Raw genomic sequence first — 15920 nt, 5'->3', positions numbered from 1 at the left:
TAGACTGCCTTCTTCAAAAAAACTGATGGTATTATTTATGTAATAACAAGAACTAAAAAATAAAACGAAATATTGCTGCTATACGACGAAGTAAAAGGCCGTCGTGCATTGTACTTGATTAAAAATAAGGGTTTAAAGCGTGAAATCCATACTGATGGCATTAAATGCTGAAATAGGACAAACTTCACTGCGTGATCAGTGGTTACTGAAAAAAAGAATTCAAGGTATTGCAAAAATCCGTGATGAAAAATCACGTAATGCGGTACTCGATGTGATTAAAGCAGATATTGAATTAGCAAAACAAAAAGTTGCGATAAAAAAACTGAACCCACCTAAAATTGTCTATCCAGATAATCTTCCTGTTAGTCAAAAGAAAGACGTTATCTTGGATGCAATTAAGAAGCACCAAGTGGTGATTATTGCAGGTGAAACAGGATCAGGGAAAACAACACAGATCCCGAAAATTTGCCTCGAGCTTGGCCGCGGTCTCCAAGGTTTTATTGGTCATACTCAACCAAGACGGTTGGCGGCCCGTTCGGTTGCGACCCGTCTTGCTCATGAATTAGAGTGCGAGCTTGGTACTAATGTGGGTTATAAGGTACGTTTTAGTGACCAAGTGAGTGAAACAACTCAGGTCAAATTAATGACAGACGGTATTTTGCTGGCGGAATTACAAAATGATAAATTGCTCCTGCAATACGATACCATCATCATTGATGAGGCCCATGAAAGAAGTTTAAATATTGATTTTATTCTAGGCTATTTACGCCAATTATTACCAAAGCGGCCTGATTTAAAAGTTATCATTACTTCCGCAACCATTGATCCTGAACGTTTTTCTAAACACTTTAACCATGCTCCAATTGTCGAGGTTTCAGGGCGTACTTATCCGGTTGAGGTGCGTTATCGCCCTATAATTGGGGATGATAACGATAACGAACGTGACCAGATTGATGGGATCATTGATGCAGTAAATGAATTATCTGTTGAAGGTAATGGCGACATTTTAATTTTTATGAGTGGAGAGCGGGAAATTCGTGATACCGCAGATGCACTATCCAAATTGTCATTGCGTCATACGGAAATTTTACCTTTATTTGCAAGGTTATCTAATAGCGAGCAGAACCGAATTTTTCATCCTCATGGTGGCAGACGCATAATTTTAGCGACTAACGTTGCGGAAACATCACTCACAGTTCCAGGTATCAAGTATGTTATTGATACGGGTTATGCTCGAATTAGCCGTTATAGCTATCGAACTAAAGTCCAACGCTTACCCGTTGAAGCCATTTCACAAGCATCAGCCAACCAGCGTAAAGGGCGTTGTGGACGGGTTTCCGATGGTATTTGTATTCGATTATATTCAGAGGAAGACTTTCTTTCTCGCCCTGAATTTACCGATCCTGAAATTCTAAGAACTAATTTAGCTTCCGTTATTTTGCAAATGACCTCTATTGGGCTAGGGGATATTGCTGCATTTCCATTTGTTGAAGCACCAGATAAGCGCAATATTCAAGATGGTGTGAAGTTACTCGAAGAGCTCGGTGGTATTAAACCGCATAAACAAGTGGATAAAGGCTATCAACTTACGGATATAGGCCGACAACTCGCGCAATTGCCCGTTGATCCTCGATTGGCGCGGATGGTGATTGAGGCGCGAAAACACGGTGCAGTACGTGAGACGATGGTTATTGTATCGGCGCTATCGATTCAAGACCCAAGAGAACGCCCATTAGATAAGCAGCAAGCTTCTGATGAAAAACACCGTCGCTTCCATGATAAGCAATCGGATTTTATGGCGTTTTTAAACCTTTGGGATTACCTCAAAGAGCAACAAACCCAGCTTTCGAATGCGCAATTTCGCAAAATGTGCCGCCAAGATTTTCTAAATTATTTACGCATTCGTGAATGGCAAGATCTTTATACCCAGTTACGTCAAGTAGTGAAAGAGCAAGGCTTTGCAATTAATAGTATTGAAGCGGATTTTCGAGGGATCCATGTTTCATTATTATCGGGCCTGCTTTCTCATATTGGGCAAAAAGATGCAGATAAACATGAGTTTACTGGAGCAAGGAATGCGCGCTTTACTATTTTCCCAGGCTCTGGTTTGTTCAAAAAACCGCCTAAGTGGGCCATGGTTGCAGAGTTGGTTGAAACATCAAAATTATGGGGGCGTATTGCCGCCGCTATTGATGTTGAGTGGGTTGAGCCTCTAGCGGCGCACCTGACTAAGCATAACTATAGTGAACCACATTGGTCAAAATCAGAAGGCGCAGTGATGGCATCTGAAAAAGTGACATTATATGGTTTGCCAATTGTGGCATCACGGCAAGTGAATTATGGCAATATTGACCCGCTGCTTTGTCGTGAATTGTTTATCCGTCACGCCTTGGTTGAAGGGGATTGGTTAACACGTCATGCGTTCTTTAAAGAAAACCTGAAATTGCTGTCAGAAGTTGAAGATTTAGAACATAAATCTCGCCGCCGCGACATCCTTGTTGATGATGAAACCCTATTTGCCTTTTATGACCAACGTATTCCAAACGATGTGATTTCATCTCGTCATTTTGATAATTGGTGGAAAACAGCGTCAAAACAGCAAGCTGACTTGCTGAATTTTGAAAAGAGCATGTTAATCAAGGAAGATGCAGGCAATGTCTCCGCGCTTGATTACCCCAATTATTGGCATCAAGGTGATTTAAAATTCCGCTTAAGTTATCAGTTTGAACCTGGAACAGATGCGGATGGCGTGACGGTATATATTCCGTTAGCAATTTTAAATCAGGTACAAAATAGTGGGTTTGACTGGCAGGTGCCAGGATTGCGTCACGAACTGATTGTCGCATTAATCAAATCATTGCCTAAGCCTATCAGACGAAATTTTGTTCCTGCTCCTAATTATGCATCAGCGTTTCTTGAGCGAGTAGCAGAGCCAGAAGGAAATGTATTAGATAAGCTAGAAAAAGAGCTACGACGGATGACTGGCGTTACGGTTGATCGTGATGCTTGGCAGCTTGACCAACTTCCTGCGCACTTAAAAATGACTTACCGCGTGATTGGTGAAAAAAATAAAACCATCGCAGAGGGGCAAGATCTTGATGTTCTAAAAAGCAGTTTAAAAGAAAAAGTACAAGAAACGCTTTCTGAAGTTGTTGATGATGGTATTGAGCAATCAGGATTACATATCTGGAGTTTTGGCGAACTACCACAACGCTATGAGCAAAAGAGGGGCGGTTATTCAGTGAAAGCCTACCCAGCGTTGGTTGATGAAAAAAACAGTGTCGGTATTCGGGTGTTTGAAACGGAATTTGAGCAGCAACAAGCCATGTGGAGTGGTGTTCGTCGATTATTATTGCTTAATATTCCTTCTCCAATTAAATATCTCCATGAAAAATTACCCAATAAATCTAAATTAGGTTTGTATTTTAACCCTTATGGTAAGGTATTAGACCTTATTGACGATTGTATTGCTTGTGGGGTTGATCAACTGATCTCCAACTTTGGTGGTGCTGTATGGGATGAAGCGCAATTTGAGAAGCTTAAAGAGTTTGCTCGTGCAGAACTCAATGACGTTGTGGTCAATATTGCGAAGCAAGTTGAACAAATTCTAAGCGCGGTGTTTGCCATTAATAAACGTTTGAAAGGGCGGGTAGATTTTTCTATGGCACTAGCACTTTCTGATTTAAAAGCGCAAATGGGGAACCTAGTCTTTAAAGGGTTTGTGACCGCACATGGCTGGAAGCGTTTACCTGATGTGCTACGTTATTTAAATGGCATTGAACGTCGCCTTGAAAAACTGGCTATTGACCCGAATCGTGATCGCGCACAAATGAGCAAAATTGAGCATGTGCAAAATATGTGGCAACAATGGCTAACGAAACTTTCACCTATTCAAAAAAATATACCAGAGGTGCAGGAAATTCGCTGGATGATTGAAGAATTACGTATAAGCCTATTTGCTCAACAATTAGGAACGCCATATCCAATTTCAGACAAACGTATTATTCAAACGATGGAAAGTTTGTCACAAAAACTCTAATGTATTTTTTAACTTGGATGAATAAAACCGCTTTGGGCTTATAGTCTAAAGCGGTTTTTTATGTCTAATCGCATATTACTGATATTTTAGTTACAACATACTATTTTTTGATAAAATTTATATACAATTGCGTAAGTACAACAGTTTTAGGTCACTAATCGTAAAATAGGAAACAGTGCATAATAAAGTAAGGATAGGCTGAGCGAATAGAAAACTCGATATAATACGGGGAGTTGTATTGAATGAAGGAAAGGAGGGCAGAGACCCTCCTTGATAGCCATCAAGCCACTAAGTAATAAAGGGCAGGAAGGGATGCACCCATGATAGCGAACGCCATAGTGGTTTCAATGGCCTTTAATGGAGCCTTACAAGACTGTTGTTGACGTGCATAGAAAAACACCAAGATTCCTGGAGCATATAACACAACGGATAGCATAAGATTGATTAACCCAGAGGCATATAATAACCATAGGCCGTAAATACTTGCAACGAACCCAACCATTAATAATGCTTTGCTGTGCCTTTCAAATGCGACTTTCATTAAGAATGCACCGACTAGAAAATACGGTACTAAAATCATTTCTGAGGCAATTGTCAGTAATGTATTGTAATTACTGCCACTGAGCCAAATTAAGACCAAAGAAAGCTGTACCGCGCCATTCGTTAGCCATAAAGATGAAGAAGGGGCATCATTTTTATTTAGCCGATTGAAGACTTTAGGGAAAGATTGATATTGTGCTGCAATATAAGGTACCTCAGCAGCCATAATAGTCCAGCTAAGGTAAGCGCCACAAACTGAAATGATGAGACCTGCAGCGATAATGATATCGCCACTTGAACCAATCAAATTAACCATTAAAGTGGCCATTGATGGGTTTTTAATCTCTGCCAGTTCAGCGCGAGGCATTATACCGAGTGATAATAATGTAACAAGTATATAAATGATGAGTGCAGAGCTAACGGCGAATATCGTTGCTAAACCAACATCACGGCGGTTTCTCGCTCGAGCGGAAACCACAACAGCGCCTTCGATACCAATAAACACCCAAAGGGTAATTAACATGGTGTCTTTAACTTGTTCCCAAACAGGCATTTTTAGCTCAATCCCACTAAAATCGGCACTAAAAATGTCGAGTTTAAACGCAAAAAATGCTAAAACGATAAATAGCCCGAGGGGAACGAGTTTTGCCATGGTGGCTAATTTATTAATACCTGCAGCGGTTTGTACGCCTCGTAGGACTAAATAATGAACAAACCACAGCAAGATAGATTCACCAATCAATGCCTGCCATGTATTCCCATCACCAAAAATGATGTTATCAGGGGTGTCGGTGAAAAAGCTGATCGCAGCAAAAACGATAACCAAGTAAGAGACATTGGCCACAACGGCACAAAGCCAATATCCCCACGCGGAACAGAACCCAACAAGTTCACCAAAGCCGACTTTTGCATAGGTAAAAATGCCACCATCAAGATCAGGACGAATGCGCGATAATAATAAAAGGGCAAATGCGAGAAATAAGATACCAACGCCTGTAATAGACCAACCAATGATTAATGCCAGTGGGCTCGCCACTTCAGCCATATTCTGAGGAAGACTAAATACACCCGCACCAACCATTGAGCTAAGAACAAGGGCGGTTAATGCAGTAAGGCTTAATGTATTTTTCAAAGTAAATCCTGAATGTTCAACAATCAAAAGTTAAAATGACGTTAAAACGCCATTACAGTAATGAGTTTAACTAACAGCGTACAATAATCTAGAGAGATTGACTGCCATAATTTGAGTGGTGGATTCTACGAATGAAATGGCCGATATGCAATGGGAAAATATGCATTTTATCAGGTGATTTATTCACTTTTTCGTTAATCCTGAAAAAGCACGGTAAGAAATGAGATAAAGAGAGGGGCTGAGCTGTAATCATGGGCGAAAAAAACCAGCCTAGTGATTTAGGCTGGTTTTTAGAAGAGTACACTATTTATTATTTAAATAGGTCGGCGCTAATGGTTACGCTTCCGCCATTAGATTGCCATTCTCTTGTAATATGGAAATATTTAGCACCTTTAGCTTCAGCACGTTTCGCAATTTGATAACGTACTTCAGGAGTATTGGTGTAGTAACCAGAGAATGTAATTGAGTCAAATGGAACCATCTGCGCAGCAGCTGTTTTATTAACTTCTTCAATTACATAACCACTTGGTAACGTTACGCTAGTACGCCCTGGTTGGCTACTTGATGTTTCAAAGAAACGACCAACAGCAGTTGTTGGTTCTTCTGATGAAGCAACCCCTGGGATACGCACTTTTTTCGCAGCTTCTCCACCTTCAGCTAACAGAGCTCGCCCTGCATCTGAATCGGCTGGAACAACAGCTTCCTCATTAAGAACTTGGCGTTTTGGCGCGTCTTTCTTATAGATATAAGCTGTTGCTAATGTATTACCACCATCATTCATTGCGATATTACGAACGACATAAAATGAAGCCGCATTCTTTTTGAGAGCTTGTTTCGCGATGGCTTCATATAAATCGGGTTGAGAAGGGTAAAAACCACTTACAGTGACAGTATCGAATGGTTCGTACTGTGCTGCATCGGTTTTCGACATTTCTTCAACGCCACCGAATACTCGGCGTTTTGGTTCATCGACACTTGGTGCATCTTTGGCATAGACATCAGCAACAACACGCATGTTGCCGCTATCGCCTATATCGTCAAGGCTTTGAATGTAAAAGGCATACGCCCCCATTTTATCAGCCCTACGGGAGACGGCATCGGATGCTTCATAGATAGCATTAAAGCGCCCGGTGACTGTTATACGCTCATAAGGTTTTAATTCAGTAGCCTGTTTTGGCGTCAACTCAACAGCCGCCTGAGTAGCAGTTATACTAGTTAATGATAGCACCGCGGCTGCGATGACCGTAGTTTTCAGCTTCATACAAAATCCTTCCGCCTTGCGCAATTTATTATAAACGTGCTGAATCTTAGTTGTATCACATGTACGTGATTATTACACGTAACTGAACCTGTTGTCTCATGATTTTCTTTTTATAAGAAATAAATAATTATTGACTAGTCAAATTTACCAGATTTTTTAAAGTATCCAGTATTTTATTGACCTAAAACTAAGATTTTCACTGTGAATTCCATTTACTGTCTAAGAATCGCGATCAATTATGGATCAAGAAGCATATTTTCAGTAGGTTATTAGGACATTTAAAATCTGTTTATGCACAAAATAAGACTTTTCTCTGTGATAATGGTCATTATTTTAGCAAACACCTATAAACAACATTACATTAGGCTTTAAAAAGGGAACATTATGCGTATTGGTATACCAAGTGAACGACTTGCCAATGAAGCGCGTGTTGCTGCTACACCGTCAACAGTCACTCAACTTCTTAAGTTGGGTTTTTCTGTTTGTGTAGAACACAACGCTGGTCATTTAGCAAGTTTTGATGATACCGCCTATGAGCAAGCTGGGGCTGAGATTGTCGATCGTGACACCGCTTTTGCCGCGGATATTGTTTTTAAAGTCAACGCACCATTTGAAGATGAAATCCCGTTGTTAAAAGAAGGGGTGACACTGGTGAGTTTCATCTGGCCAGCACAGAATGCTGAGCTAATGGATGCTTTAAAAGCACGTAATATCAACGTGATGGCAATGGATGCTGTACCTCGTATTTCTCGTGCCCAATCATTAGATGCATTAAGTTCAATGGCCAATATCGCAGGGTATCGTGCCATTGTGGAAGCGGCTCATGAATTTGGTCGTTTCTTTACAGGGCAAATTACTGCCGCAGGTAAAGTACCGCCAGCGAAAGTCATGATCATCGGTGCAGGGGTTGCAGGGCTTGCGGCCATTGGTGCTGCGGGTAGTCTTGGTGCAATAGTGCGTGCATTCGACACTCGTCCAGAAGTGAAAGAGCAAGTTCAAAGCATGGGCGCTGAATTCCTTGAACTCGATTTCAAGGAAGAAGCGGGTAGCGGCGACGGTTATGCAAAAGTCATGTCTGAAGCCTTTATTAAGGCGGAGATGGAACTGTTTGCTGCTCAAGCAAAAGATGTTGATATCATTGTGACCACCGCATTGATTCCAGGTAAACCAGCACCAAAATTGATCACCAAAGAAATGGTCGAGTCGATGAAGCCAGGCAGTGTTATCGTGGATTTAGCTGCTCAAACTGGTGGCAACTGTGAATTAACACAAGCGGATAAGCTGGTTGTTACTGACAACGGCGTCAAAATTATTGGCTATACCGATTTACCAAGTCGCTTACCAACGCAATCTTCACAGTTATACGGTACTAATCTTGTTAACCTGATGAAATTGTTGTGTAAAGAGAAAGACGGCGAAATTAATATTGATTTCGACGATCTGGTTATTCGCGGTGTGACTGTCATCAAACAAGGTGAAATTACGTGGCCTGCGCCACCAATTCAGGTATCTGCACAGCCGCAGGCGAAACCGAAAGCAGTGGAGAAAGTTAAAGCACCTGAGAAGAAAATGTCGCCAACGCTGAAATATGGTTTGATGGCGTTAGCGATTATTCTTTTTGGTTGGTTTGCAAATTCTGCACCAAAAGAATTTTTATCACACTTTACCGTATTCGCGCTTGCGTGTGTCGTAGGTTATTACGTGGTGTGGAACGTGACACATGCGTTGCATACACCACTGATGTCAGTGACCAATGCAATTTCAGGGATCATTGTTGTTGGTGCGTTACTGCAAATTGGCAGTGGCGGCTGGGTAAGCTTCTTATCCTTTATTGCCATATTGATCGCAAGTATCAATATCTTCGGTGGGTTCACTGTAACTCAGCGCATGTTAAAAATGTTTCGTAAAGGGTAAGGGGTAACTTATGTTGTCGAGTGGAATTGTGACAGCGGCGTACATTGTTGCTGCTATCCTATTTATTTTTAGTCTAGCGGGGCTATCACGCCATGAAAGTTCTCAACGAGGGAATACTTATGGCGTGATTGGTATGGCGATTGCACTTATCGCGACCATTTTGGGGCCACACAGTGCCAATGTAGGCTGGATGATCATTGCGATGGTTATTGGGGCCGTTATTGGTATCCGTTTAGCAAAAAAAGTTGAAATGACCGAAATGCCAGAGCTGGTTGCTATTTTGCATAGCTTCGTCGGTTTAGCGGCAGTGCTCGTTGGTTTTAACAGCTTTATCGCAAGTGAAGGCCATGCTGATGCTGTGATGGAAAATATTCATTTAACTGAAGTTTTCCTCGGTATCTTCATTGGTGCGGTGACCTTTACGGGTTCAGTGGTGGCTTACGGTAAGTTATCAGGCAAAATGTCATCTAAACCAATGATGTTGCCAAACCGTCATAAACTCAACTTAGCTGCGCTGGTGGTTTCATTTATTTTATTAGTGATTTTCGTTAAGACGCAAAGCGTTGGCTTGCAAGTGTTCTTAATGTTAATCATGACGGTGATTGCATTAGCCTTTGGTTGGCACTTAGTGGCCTCTATTGGTGGTGCAGACATGCCAGTAGTCGTTTCAATGCTGAACTCCTATTCAGGTTGGGCAGCGGCAGCGGCAGGCTTCATGTTAAGTAATGACTTGCTGATTGTGACAGGGGCATTAGTGGGCTCATCGGGTGCTATCCTGTCTTACATTATGTGTAAGGCGATGAACCGTTCATTTTTCAGTGTGATAGCGGGGGGCTTTGGTACAGATGGCTCTTCAACAGGTACTGAAGAAGAAATGGGTGAGTACCGTGAAAGTACCGCCGAAGAAGTCGCTGAAATGTTGAAAAACTCAACTTCAGTGATCATCACACCAGGCTACGGTATGGCAGTAGCTCAAGCACAGTATCCTGTAGCAGATATTACAACCAAACTGCGCGAACGCGGTATCAATGTCCGTTTTGGTATTCACCCAGTTGCTGGGCGTTTGCCAGGCCATATGAACGTGTTATTGGCTGAAGCAAAAGTCCCTTATGATATTGTATTAGAAATGGATGAAATTAATGATGATTTCTCTGACACTGATACGGTATTAGTTATTGGGGCGAATGATACGGTTAACCCTGCGGCGCAAGAGGATCCAAATAGTCCAATCGCTGGAATGCCAGTTTTGGAAGTTTGGAAAGCGAATAATGTGATTGTATTTAAACGTTCTATGAATACGGGATATGCAGGTGTGCAGAATCCATTATTCTTTAAAGAAAATACGCAAATGTTGTTTGGTGATGCGAAAGACAGCGTTGATGCTATCTTACGTGCGTTGTAATCACTGAATAATTAAATAAATATTGTGGGGTTATTGGCCTATGCCAGTAACCCCATTTTTTAATCATTTATTGGTGCAAAAGCGAGCGCAATTGGTTAAACCGCGTGCAAAGGTAAAGACCAATAAGAAAGCAAGCGTCGCAATCGTTAACATACTGGCCATGAGAACGCCACCATTGAAGTGATCCATCACATAGCCCCCAACTAAACTACCGATCGTAATTAAAATTAAAAACATAAAAGTAATTAAGGCGGAACCTTTTTCTGTTAGCTCAGGCACATGGACATGCATCCACATATTAATCGTGGCAGGAACCATACCCGCCGCTACACCCCATGAAAATACGAATATTACACTCGTTGCCCAATTAAAATCTAAGGCAGATAATGCTAAAAATGCTAAAGCTAACAGTAATGCGCTGATGGCAAAATTATAGCGAACGTTATATTTCCCCACGTAACCCGCTAAAATGTTGCCTACGACACTGGCAAGGCCAAAAAATAGCAATAATGCAGAAATTTGCCCTTCAGCAAATCCCGCGGTTTGTTTGAAAAATACGGTAAAATAGTTATAAGCCGAAAAATGCGCTAAGAAAATCAACGTGAATATGATCAACCCTTTACGTGCAATAGGGTGTGACGGCATGAGTAATAATTCATTCCACTGCATGGATGAAGAAGGCTTCAATGAAGGTAACGAAAAATATTGCATCAATAGCGCTGCAATACCCGCAATAACTAGCGCGATGTATGGCATTCTCCAACCGTAGTTGTCAGATAACAACGCCCCTAAAGGAACTCCAATGACGGTCACTAATGTCACCGCAGAAAAGAAGATAGTTACAGAAGTGGTAATCGCCATATTTTTAGGAGCCAAACGGATCACAAGGCCAGCAGCAACCCCCCAGAAACCACCTAATGCGATTCCTAGTGCAAATCGGCCTAGTAGAACTAACCCAAAACTGGATGCAAACGCAGTAATTGAATTGGCGAATATCATCAGTGCAACTAAAAAGAGTAATACTTGGCGTCTATCAATATTTTTTGCATAAATTGGGACGAATAGTGCGGAAACCATCCCTGCAATTGACGTTACGGTGACTGTAAGGCCCGCTGTTCCTGTTGAAATTTGAAAATCGTGAGCGATGTCATTTAGCACACTAATGGCTAAAAATTCACCAGTCACAATAATGAAGCAGGCAAAAGTTGCAGATAAGAGTGAAAGCCAGTTACCATTGTGCGAAGAAAGATTAATTGTTGTCATGTGCTTTCCATGGAAAATTGAATAAAGTGTAAATGTATAATTTTATAGTGACCGCTATAGAATTATTGCGCTATTCTTTATGCTAATTTAGATGCTGTCAATTGTTTTTATAGTGATCGTTATAAAATGTTTATGGTACACTGTATCGATGACTGGTGAAGTGAGAATATGAATCAGATAAAACGTGGGCGACCTAAAGGGTTTGACCAGCAAGACGCATTAGAAAAAGCCATGTTATTGTTCTGGCAAAATGGTTATGTGGCGACATCGATTAGTGATTTAACCCAAGCACTAGGCATCACTGCGCCCAGCCTTTATTGTGCTTTTGGTGATAAAGCATCATTGTTTAATCAATGCATTGAATATTATTTAACTAATGAAGCGTGCCCCATTTTGTCTATCGTGAAGCAAGCGAAAACAGCGAAAGTGGCGATTGAATTGTTGATGTATGAGAGCGCAAAGAAGCTTATTCAACCAGGTAAGCCCGCGGGTTGTATGTTAATTACTGCGACCATGAATGGTTCTAAGCAAATTGAAGATGTGCAATTGAGTGTGCAAGAAAAGCGCAAAAGCTATCAAGAAATTTTGTTGCAGCGTATGAAAAAAGGCATTGAAGATGGTGATGTTGCGCCTGATGCCCCTATTAGTGCCATTGTAGATTTTTATATTACGGTGATTGATGGTTTTACCATTCAAGCTTGTGATGGCATCGAGCTTGAAAGATTAAACCAAGTTATTTTTAATGCGATGCAAGCCTGGCCAATACTCAATACAAATTTACAGCAACAATAATAATGCTCTTAATAGAAAACCCCCAAAAGTATGGGGGTTAAATACTTAAGGTAATGGTTTAGTCATCATCAGCGGCATTAATAGGGCACACAAAACCATCAGGTTTTATTGCTAATAAGTCACATTTTAGTTTATCAATAACGTGTTCAGCGGTATTTCCTAAGAACGCTGCGGATAGGCCAGTACGGCCTAAAATGCCCAGTACAACGACACCCGCTTGTAATTCCTCACACATTTCTGGAATGATTTTCTCTGGTAATCCTTCGCGAACATGCGTGTATTTCTCATCGATACTGAATTTTTGTCTTAATTCTTTCATGGCAATTAGGTGCTGACCACGTAGCGCATTATTATAAAGGCTTGGGTCAAAATCAGGCAGCTCAATTGCAATATTCATCGGGGCGACAGGGTAGGCGCTGACAAGATGAATTTCTTGTTCCTTAATAATTCGTGTCGCTAAATCACGCGTTTTTTCCACTAACTTAATATTTAAGTCGTCATGGTAGGATTCTTCATTAGATAAGTTAACCGCAACCACCACCGACCCGTGATCAGGCCAAACTTTATCTTTTACCATCCAAACGGGAGATGGGCATTTTCTGAGTAAATGCCAATCTAGAGGTGTGAAGATAATGGATTCAAAGTTATCGGTCTGATGAGCCATTTTTAATAACAAGTCGTGTTCACCGCTGATGACCTCTTGAATAATGGCCTCATAAGGCTTGTTATGCCAGATCACTTTTATTTCGATATCAATACCCGCTTCGAGGTAGAAGTGGGCTTGCTGTTTAATCCACGCCGCTTTTTGGCTGATGACACCTTTACGCATAGCGTTACGTTCTTCAGGAGAGAGCAGCGTTGTCATGTCATAAGACAAGTCATAGATGGGTAAAAACGCTTTTATCCGTCCACCATTACGCTGCACGATGTAGACAGCTCGTCTTAATGCAGGTTGATCATCCTGATTTGGGTCAATTGCAACTAGCAGGTTTTTATAGTTTGCCATATTGAAGTCCTCTCGATACACGGATATTTCCACATAGATAAACTAAGATATTGGCGTTAAATAGGCAAGAAATCTGGGGAAAAAAACGAAAACGGATCACCATTAATGTGATCCGTTTGAGGAAGCTAGCAAGTAATTGCTGAAACTTTACCTGCAATATCAGTCAATTTAGTCATATCTTCGATAGTGATATATTTGCCTTTTACGCTAAGCATGCCACTTTTTTGGAAGCGGCCTAATAGGCGACTAATTGTTTCGACGGTTAAACCGAGGTAATTACCGATATCACCACGAGTCATGGTTAATCTGAATTCTCTTGGTGAAAAACCACGTTCAGCAAAACGATGAGAGAGATTAAGAATAAATGCAGCTAAACGCTCTTCCGCATTTTTCTTGGATAATAAAAGGATCATTTCTTGATCGCCTTTGATCTCACCACTCATTAAGCGCATTATTTGTTGACGTAGATTCGGCATTTTGCCTGATAAATCGTCTAACGTTTCAAATGGAATTTCACAAACCATAGATGTTTCAAGTGCTTGTGCAAAACTTGGGTGCTGTGTATGAATAATAGCATCAAAACCGACGAGGTCGCCTGCTAAATGGAAACCTGTGATTTGCTCATCACCTTCTTCCGTTATGGTGTAGCTTTTTATCGTGCCTGAGCGGATGGCATATAAAGAACGTAATTCATCCCCAGCCTTAAATAATGCTTGGCCTTTTTGAATCGGTTTTTTACGCTCAATGATATTATCAAGTTGATCCAGTTCATGTTCATTCAGAGTAAAAGGAATGCAAAGTTGACTAATACTGCAGTCCTGACAATGAATTGCACAACCACCAGACTGGATGCGACGAACAACTCTTTTTTCTGGGATCATATTAAATGCTCAATCAAGTTAAAATTATTGATATGAGTCAATTTTAACATAAGATAAGGCTGCTGGTAAGTAGTAATATAGGACAGAATTGACTAATTAGACAAAATAGCCAGACAAGTAGGGGCCATCAAATTAGTTAATTTAGACGTTAATGCTAAATTAACGCAGATTATTAAATATTATGTTTGATATAGATTAAATATTAGCACCTAAACAATAAAAAGCTGACTTACGTCATTATTAGAATTAATACTTAAAAATGCAATTTTAAAGCACGATTCATTAAACTAATTAGCATTAATTTAACACAAAAATAAATTTAAAAATATCAATTTTTCAAATTAACCTCTAAAAGGAGACCATGATGACACATGTTCAACAGCCTTTACCCACTACAATGACGGTTGTGAATATTATTGAACCAGGTGGCCCTGAAAAGTTGCAATTAATTGAAAAACCGCTGCCCAGAATTTCTGCAGGATATTTACTTGTTAAGGTTGAAGCCGCAGGGGTTAATCGCCCCGATATTTTTCAGCGAAAGGGTTCTTACCCACCTCCTGCCGATGCATCTCCAATTATGGGGTTAGAAATAGCAGGTACAGTTGTTGCAAAAGCAGACGATGTTGATAATTGGCAATTAGGTGACACACTTTGTGCATTAGTAGCAGGTGGAGGTTATGCAGAATATTGCTTAGTACATAAGGATATTGCATTGCCGCTAGGCAATTTGTCATTTATTGAAGGTGCCGCTATTCCTGAAAACTTTTTTACTGTTTGGGCAAATATGTGCCAGATTGGCCAACTTAAAAAAAATGAAACGGTGCTCATCCACGGGGGAACATCGGGTATTGGTAGTGTGGCCATTATGATAGCAAAAGCAATGGGGGCAACAGTGATCACCACCGTCGGTTCGGAAGAAAAAGCGAATGCTGCAAAAATATTAGGGGCAGATTGCATTATTAACTATCGAACTGATGATTTTGTCGAAGCCACGCAGAATTTCACGTTATCACGTGGTGTTAATATGGTAGTTGATATTATTGGTGGCGATTATGTGGAAAAAAACTATTTAGTTGCTGCAAAAGGTGGGCGAATAATTCAAATTGGCATGATGAAGGGAAATCCAGAACGACTTAATATGATGCCTCTTATGGTTAAACGGTTAACTCACACAGGTTCAACCATGCGTTCACGCTCTATTGATGAAAAAATACAGATAGCGACAGAACTAAAAGAACATATTTTGCCAATGTTGCAAAATGGTAAAATAAAACCAATTATTAACAAATTGTATCTGTTATCACAAATAAAAGAGGCTCATCAATATATGGAGTCGGGTGACCTGATTGGAAAAATAGTTTTAAAAAATAGCTAGTTGTGCATTTTCATTATAAGGCTGACGGCTTTCTATCTGCGAATGGGAAGTCGTTGGGATTCACTTTCTCTATAACAAATGATTTACATTATCAAGCTTTTTCAGCGTAAATATCTCTTTACAGCTAAATAAATTTTGATTTTTTGTGCCTGCCCACAATTCCAAACAAAATCCTGACTAGTTTGTTAATAATTAAATAAAAATGAATTATATCTATAAGTAAGTTGGCCATTAACGGTTTGTTTATCAATAATTAATGCTTAAATGATATTTTTAAATGCATATCATTAATATATTGATATCTTTTATATGCAT

At 40.4% G+C, this 15920-nt stretch carries 10 protein-coding genes; 5 read left to right on the top strand and 5 right to left on the bottom strand.

Going from position 1 to position 15920, the window contains the following annotated elements; genetic code table 11:
- The first annotated feature begins 154 nt into the window (after nt 1–154).
- A complete protein-coding gene (gene hrpA / locus PR808_RS00755) occupies nt 155–4039 on the top strand; it encodes an ATP-dependent RNA helicase HrpA (protein WP_272538518.1) in 3885 nt (1294 codons plus the stop codon).
- A 280-nt stretch (nt 4040–4319) separates the two neighbouring features.
- Here hrpA and PR808_RS00750 read toward each other — a convergent pair whose 3' ends face one another.
- Both PR808_RS00750 and ydgH read right to left on the bottom strand, forming a co-directional pair.
- Complete coding sequence (locus PR808_RS00750; RefSeq protein ID WP_272538457.1) at nt 4320–5711, bottom strand: amino acid permease; 1392 nt, start codon at nt 5709–5711, stop codon at nt 4320–4322.
- A 310-nt stretch (nt 5712–6021) separates the two neighbouring features.
- Nucleotides 6022–6972, bottom strand: coding sequence for a DUF1471 family protein YdgH (gene ydgH / locus PR808_RS00745; protein WP_206084228.1), 951 nt, complete (start codon nt 6970–6972; stop codon nt 6022–6024).
- A 384-nt stretch (nt 6973–7356) separates the two neighbouring features.
- Between ydgH and pntA the strand changes: the two genes are divergently transcribed.
- Together pntA and pntB are read left to right on the top strand one after the other, a co-directional pair.
- Nucleotides 7357–8886, top strand: coding sequence for a Re/Si-specific NAD(P)(+) transhydrogenase subunit alpha (pntA, locus tag PR808_RS00740; RefSeq protein WP_206084229.1), 1530 nt, complete (start codon nt 7357–7359; stop codon nt 8884–8886).
- Nucleotides 8887–8899: 13 nt separating this feature from the next.
- A complete protein-coding gene (gene pntB, locus PR808_RS00735; protein WP_225819499.1) occupies nt 8900–10288 on the top strand; it encodes a Re/Si-specific NAD(P)(+) transhydrogenase subunit beta in 1389 nt (462 codons plus the stop codon).
- Nucleotides 10289–10351: 63 nt separating this feature from the next.
- Here the strand turns inward: pntB and PR808_RS00730 are convergent, their stop codons facing one another.
- Nucleotides 10352–11551, bottom strand: a complete 1200-nt coding sequence (locus PR808_RS00730; protein ID WP_272538456.1) for an MFS transporter — start codon at nt 11549–11551, stop codon at nt 10352–10354.
- A 168-nt stretch (nt 11552–11719) separates the two neighbouring features.
- On the opposite strand from PR808_RS00730, the gene PR808_RS00725 reads away from it, so the two are divergent.
- Nucleotides 11720–12343 (top strand): TetR/AcrR family transcriptional regulator, encoded by a 624-nt coding sequence (locus PR808_RS00725; RefSeq protein WP_206084231.1) that lies wholly within the window; start codon nt 11720–11722, stop codon nt 12341–12343.
- A 58-nt stretch (nt 12344–12401) separates the two neighbouring features.
- Here the strand turns inward: PR808_RS00725 and uspE are convergent, their stop codons facing one another.
- On the bottom strand, nt 12402–13349 hold the full coding sequence (uspE, locus tag PR808_RS00720) for a universal stress protein UspE (RefSeq protein WP_206084232.1): 948 nt from the start codon (nt 13347–13349) through the stop codon (nt 12402–12404).
- 125 nt (nt 13350–13474) lie between these two features.
- Complete coding sequence (locus PR808_RS00715) at nt 13475–14230, bottom strand: FNR family transcription factor (RefSeq protein ID WP_068443675.1); 756 nt, start codon at nt 14228–14230, stop codon at nt 13475–13477.
- A gap of 364 nt (nt 14231–14594) precedes the next feature.
- Here PR808_RS00715 and PR808_RS00710 point away from each other — a divergent pair, with 364 nt between their 5' ends.
- Nucleotides 14595–15605 carry an NAD(P)H-quinone oxidoreductase gene (locus tag PR808_RS00710; RefSeq protein WP_371007147.1) on the top strand — a complete coding sequence of 337 codons (1011 nt, stop codon included), beginning with the start codon at nt 14595–14597 and terminating at the stop codon, nt 15603–15605.
- Nucleotides 15606–15920: the final 315 nt, after the last annotated feature.

Origin of the sequence: Providencia sp. PROV197 (genome assembly GCF_028479625.1) — a bacterium.
Taxonomy (GTDB): domain Bacteria; phylum Pseudomonadota; class Gammaproteobacteria; order Enterobacterales; family Enterobacteriaceae; genus Providencia; species Providencia vermicola.
This window is presented reverse-complemented; position numbering and strand designations above follow the sequence as displayed.

Excerpts from the sequence above, each read along its gene's own strand:
- PR808_RS00730 (WP_272538456.1), bottom strand. The coding sequence starts at position 11,551 with ATGACAACAATTAATCTTTCTTCGCACAATGGTAACTGGCTTTCACTC.
- uspE (WP_206084232.1), bottom strand. The coding sequence starts at position 13,349 with ATGGCAAACTATAAAAACCTGCTAGTTGCAATTGACCCAAATCAGGAT.
- pntA (WP_206084229.1), top strand. The coding sequence starts at position 7,357 with ATGCGTATTGGTATACCAAGTGAACGACTTGCCAATGAAGCGCGTGTT.
- PR808_RS00710 (WP_371007147.1), top strand. The coding sequence starts at position 14,595 with ATGACACATGTTCAACAGCCTTTACCCACTACAATGACGGTTGTGAAT.
- PR808_RS00725 (WP_206084231.1), top strand. The coding sequence starts at position 11,720 with ATGAATCAGATAAAACGTGGGCGACCTAAAGGGTTTGACCAGCAAGAC.
- ydgH (WP_206084228.1), bottom strand. The coding sequence starts at position 6,972 with ATGAAGCTGAAAACTACGGTCATCGCAGCCGCGGTGCTATCATTAACT.
- hrpA (WP_272538518.1), top strand. The coding sequence starts at position 155 with ATGGCATTAAATGCTGAAATAGGACAAACTTCACTGCGTGATCAGTGG.
- PR808_RS00715 (WP_068443675.1), bottom strand. The coding sequence starts at position 14,230 with ATGATCCCAGAAAAAAGAGTTGTTCGTCGCATCCAGTCTGGTGGTTGT.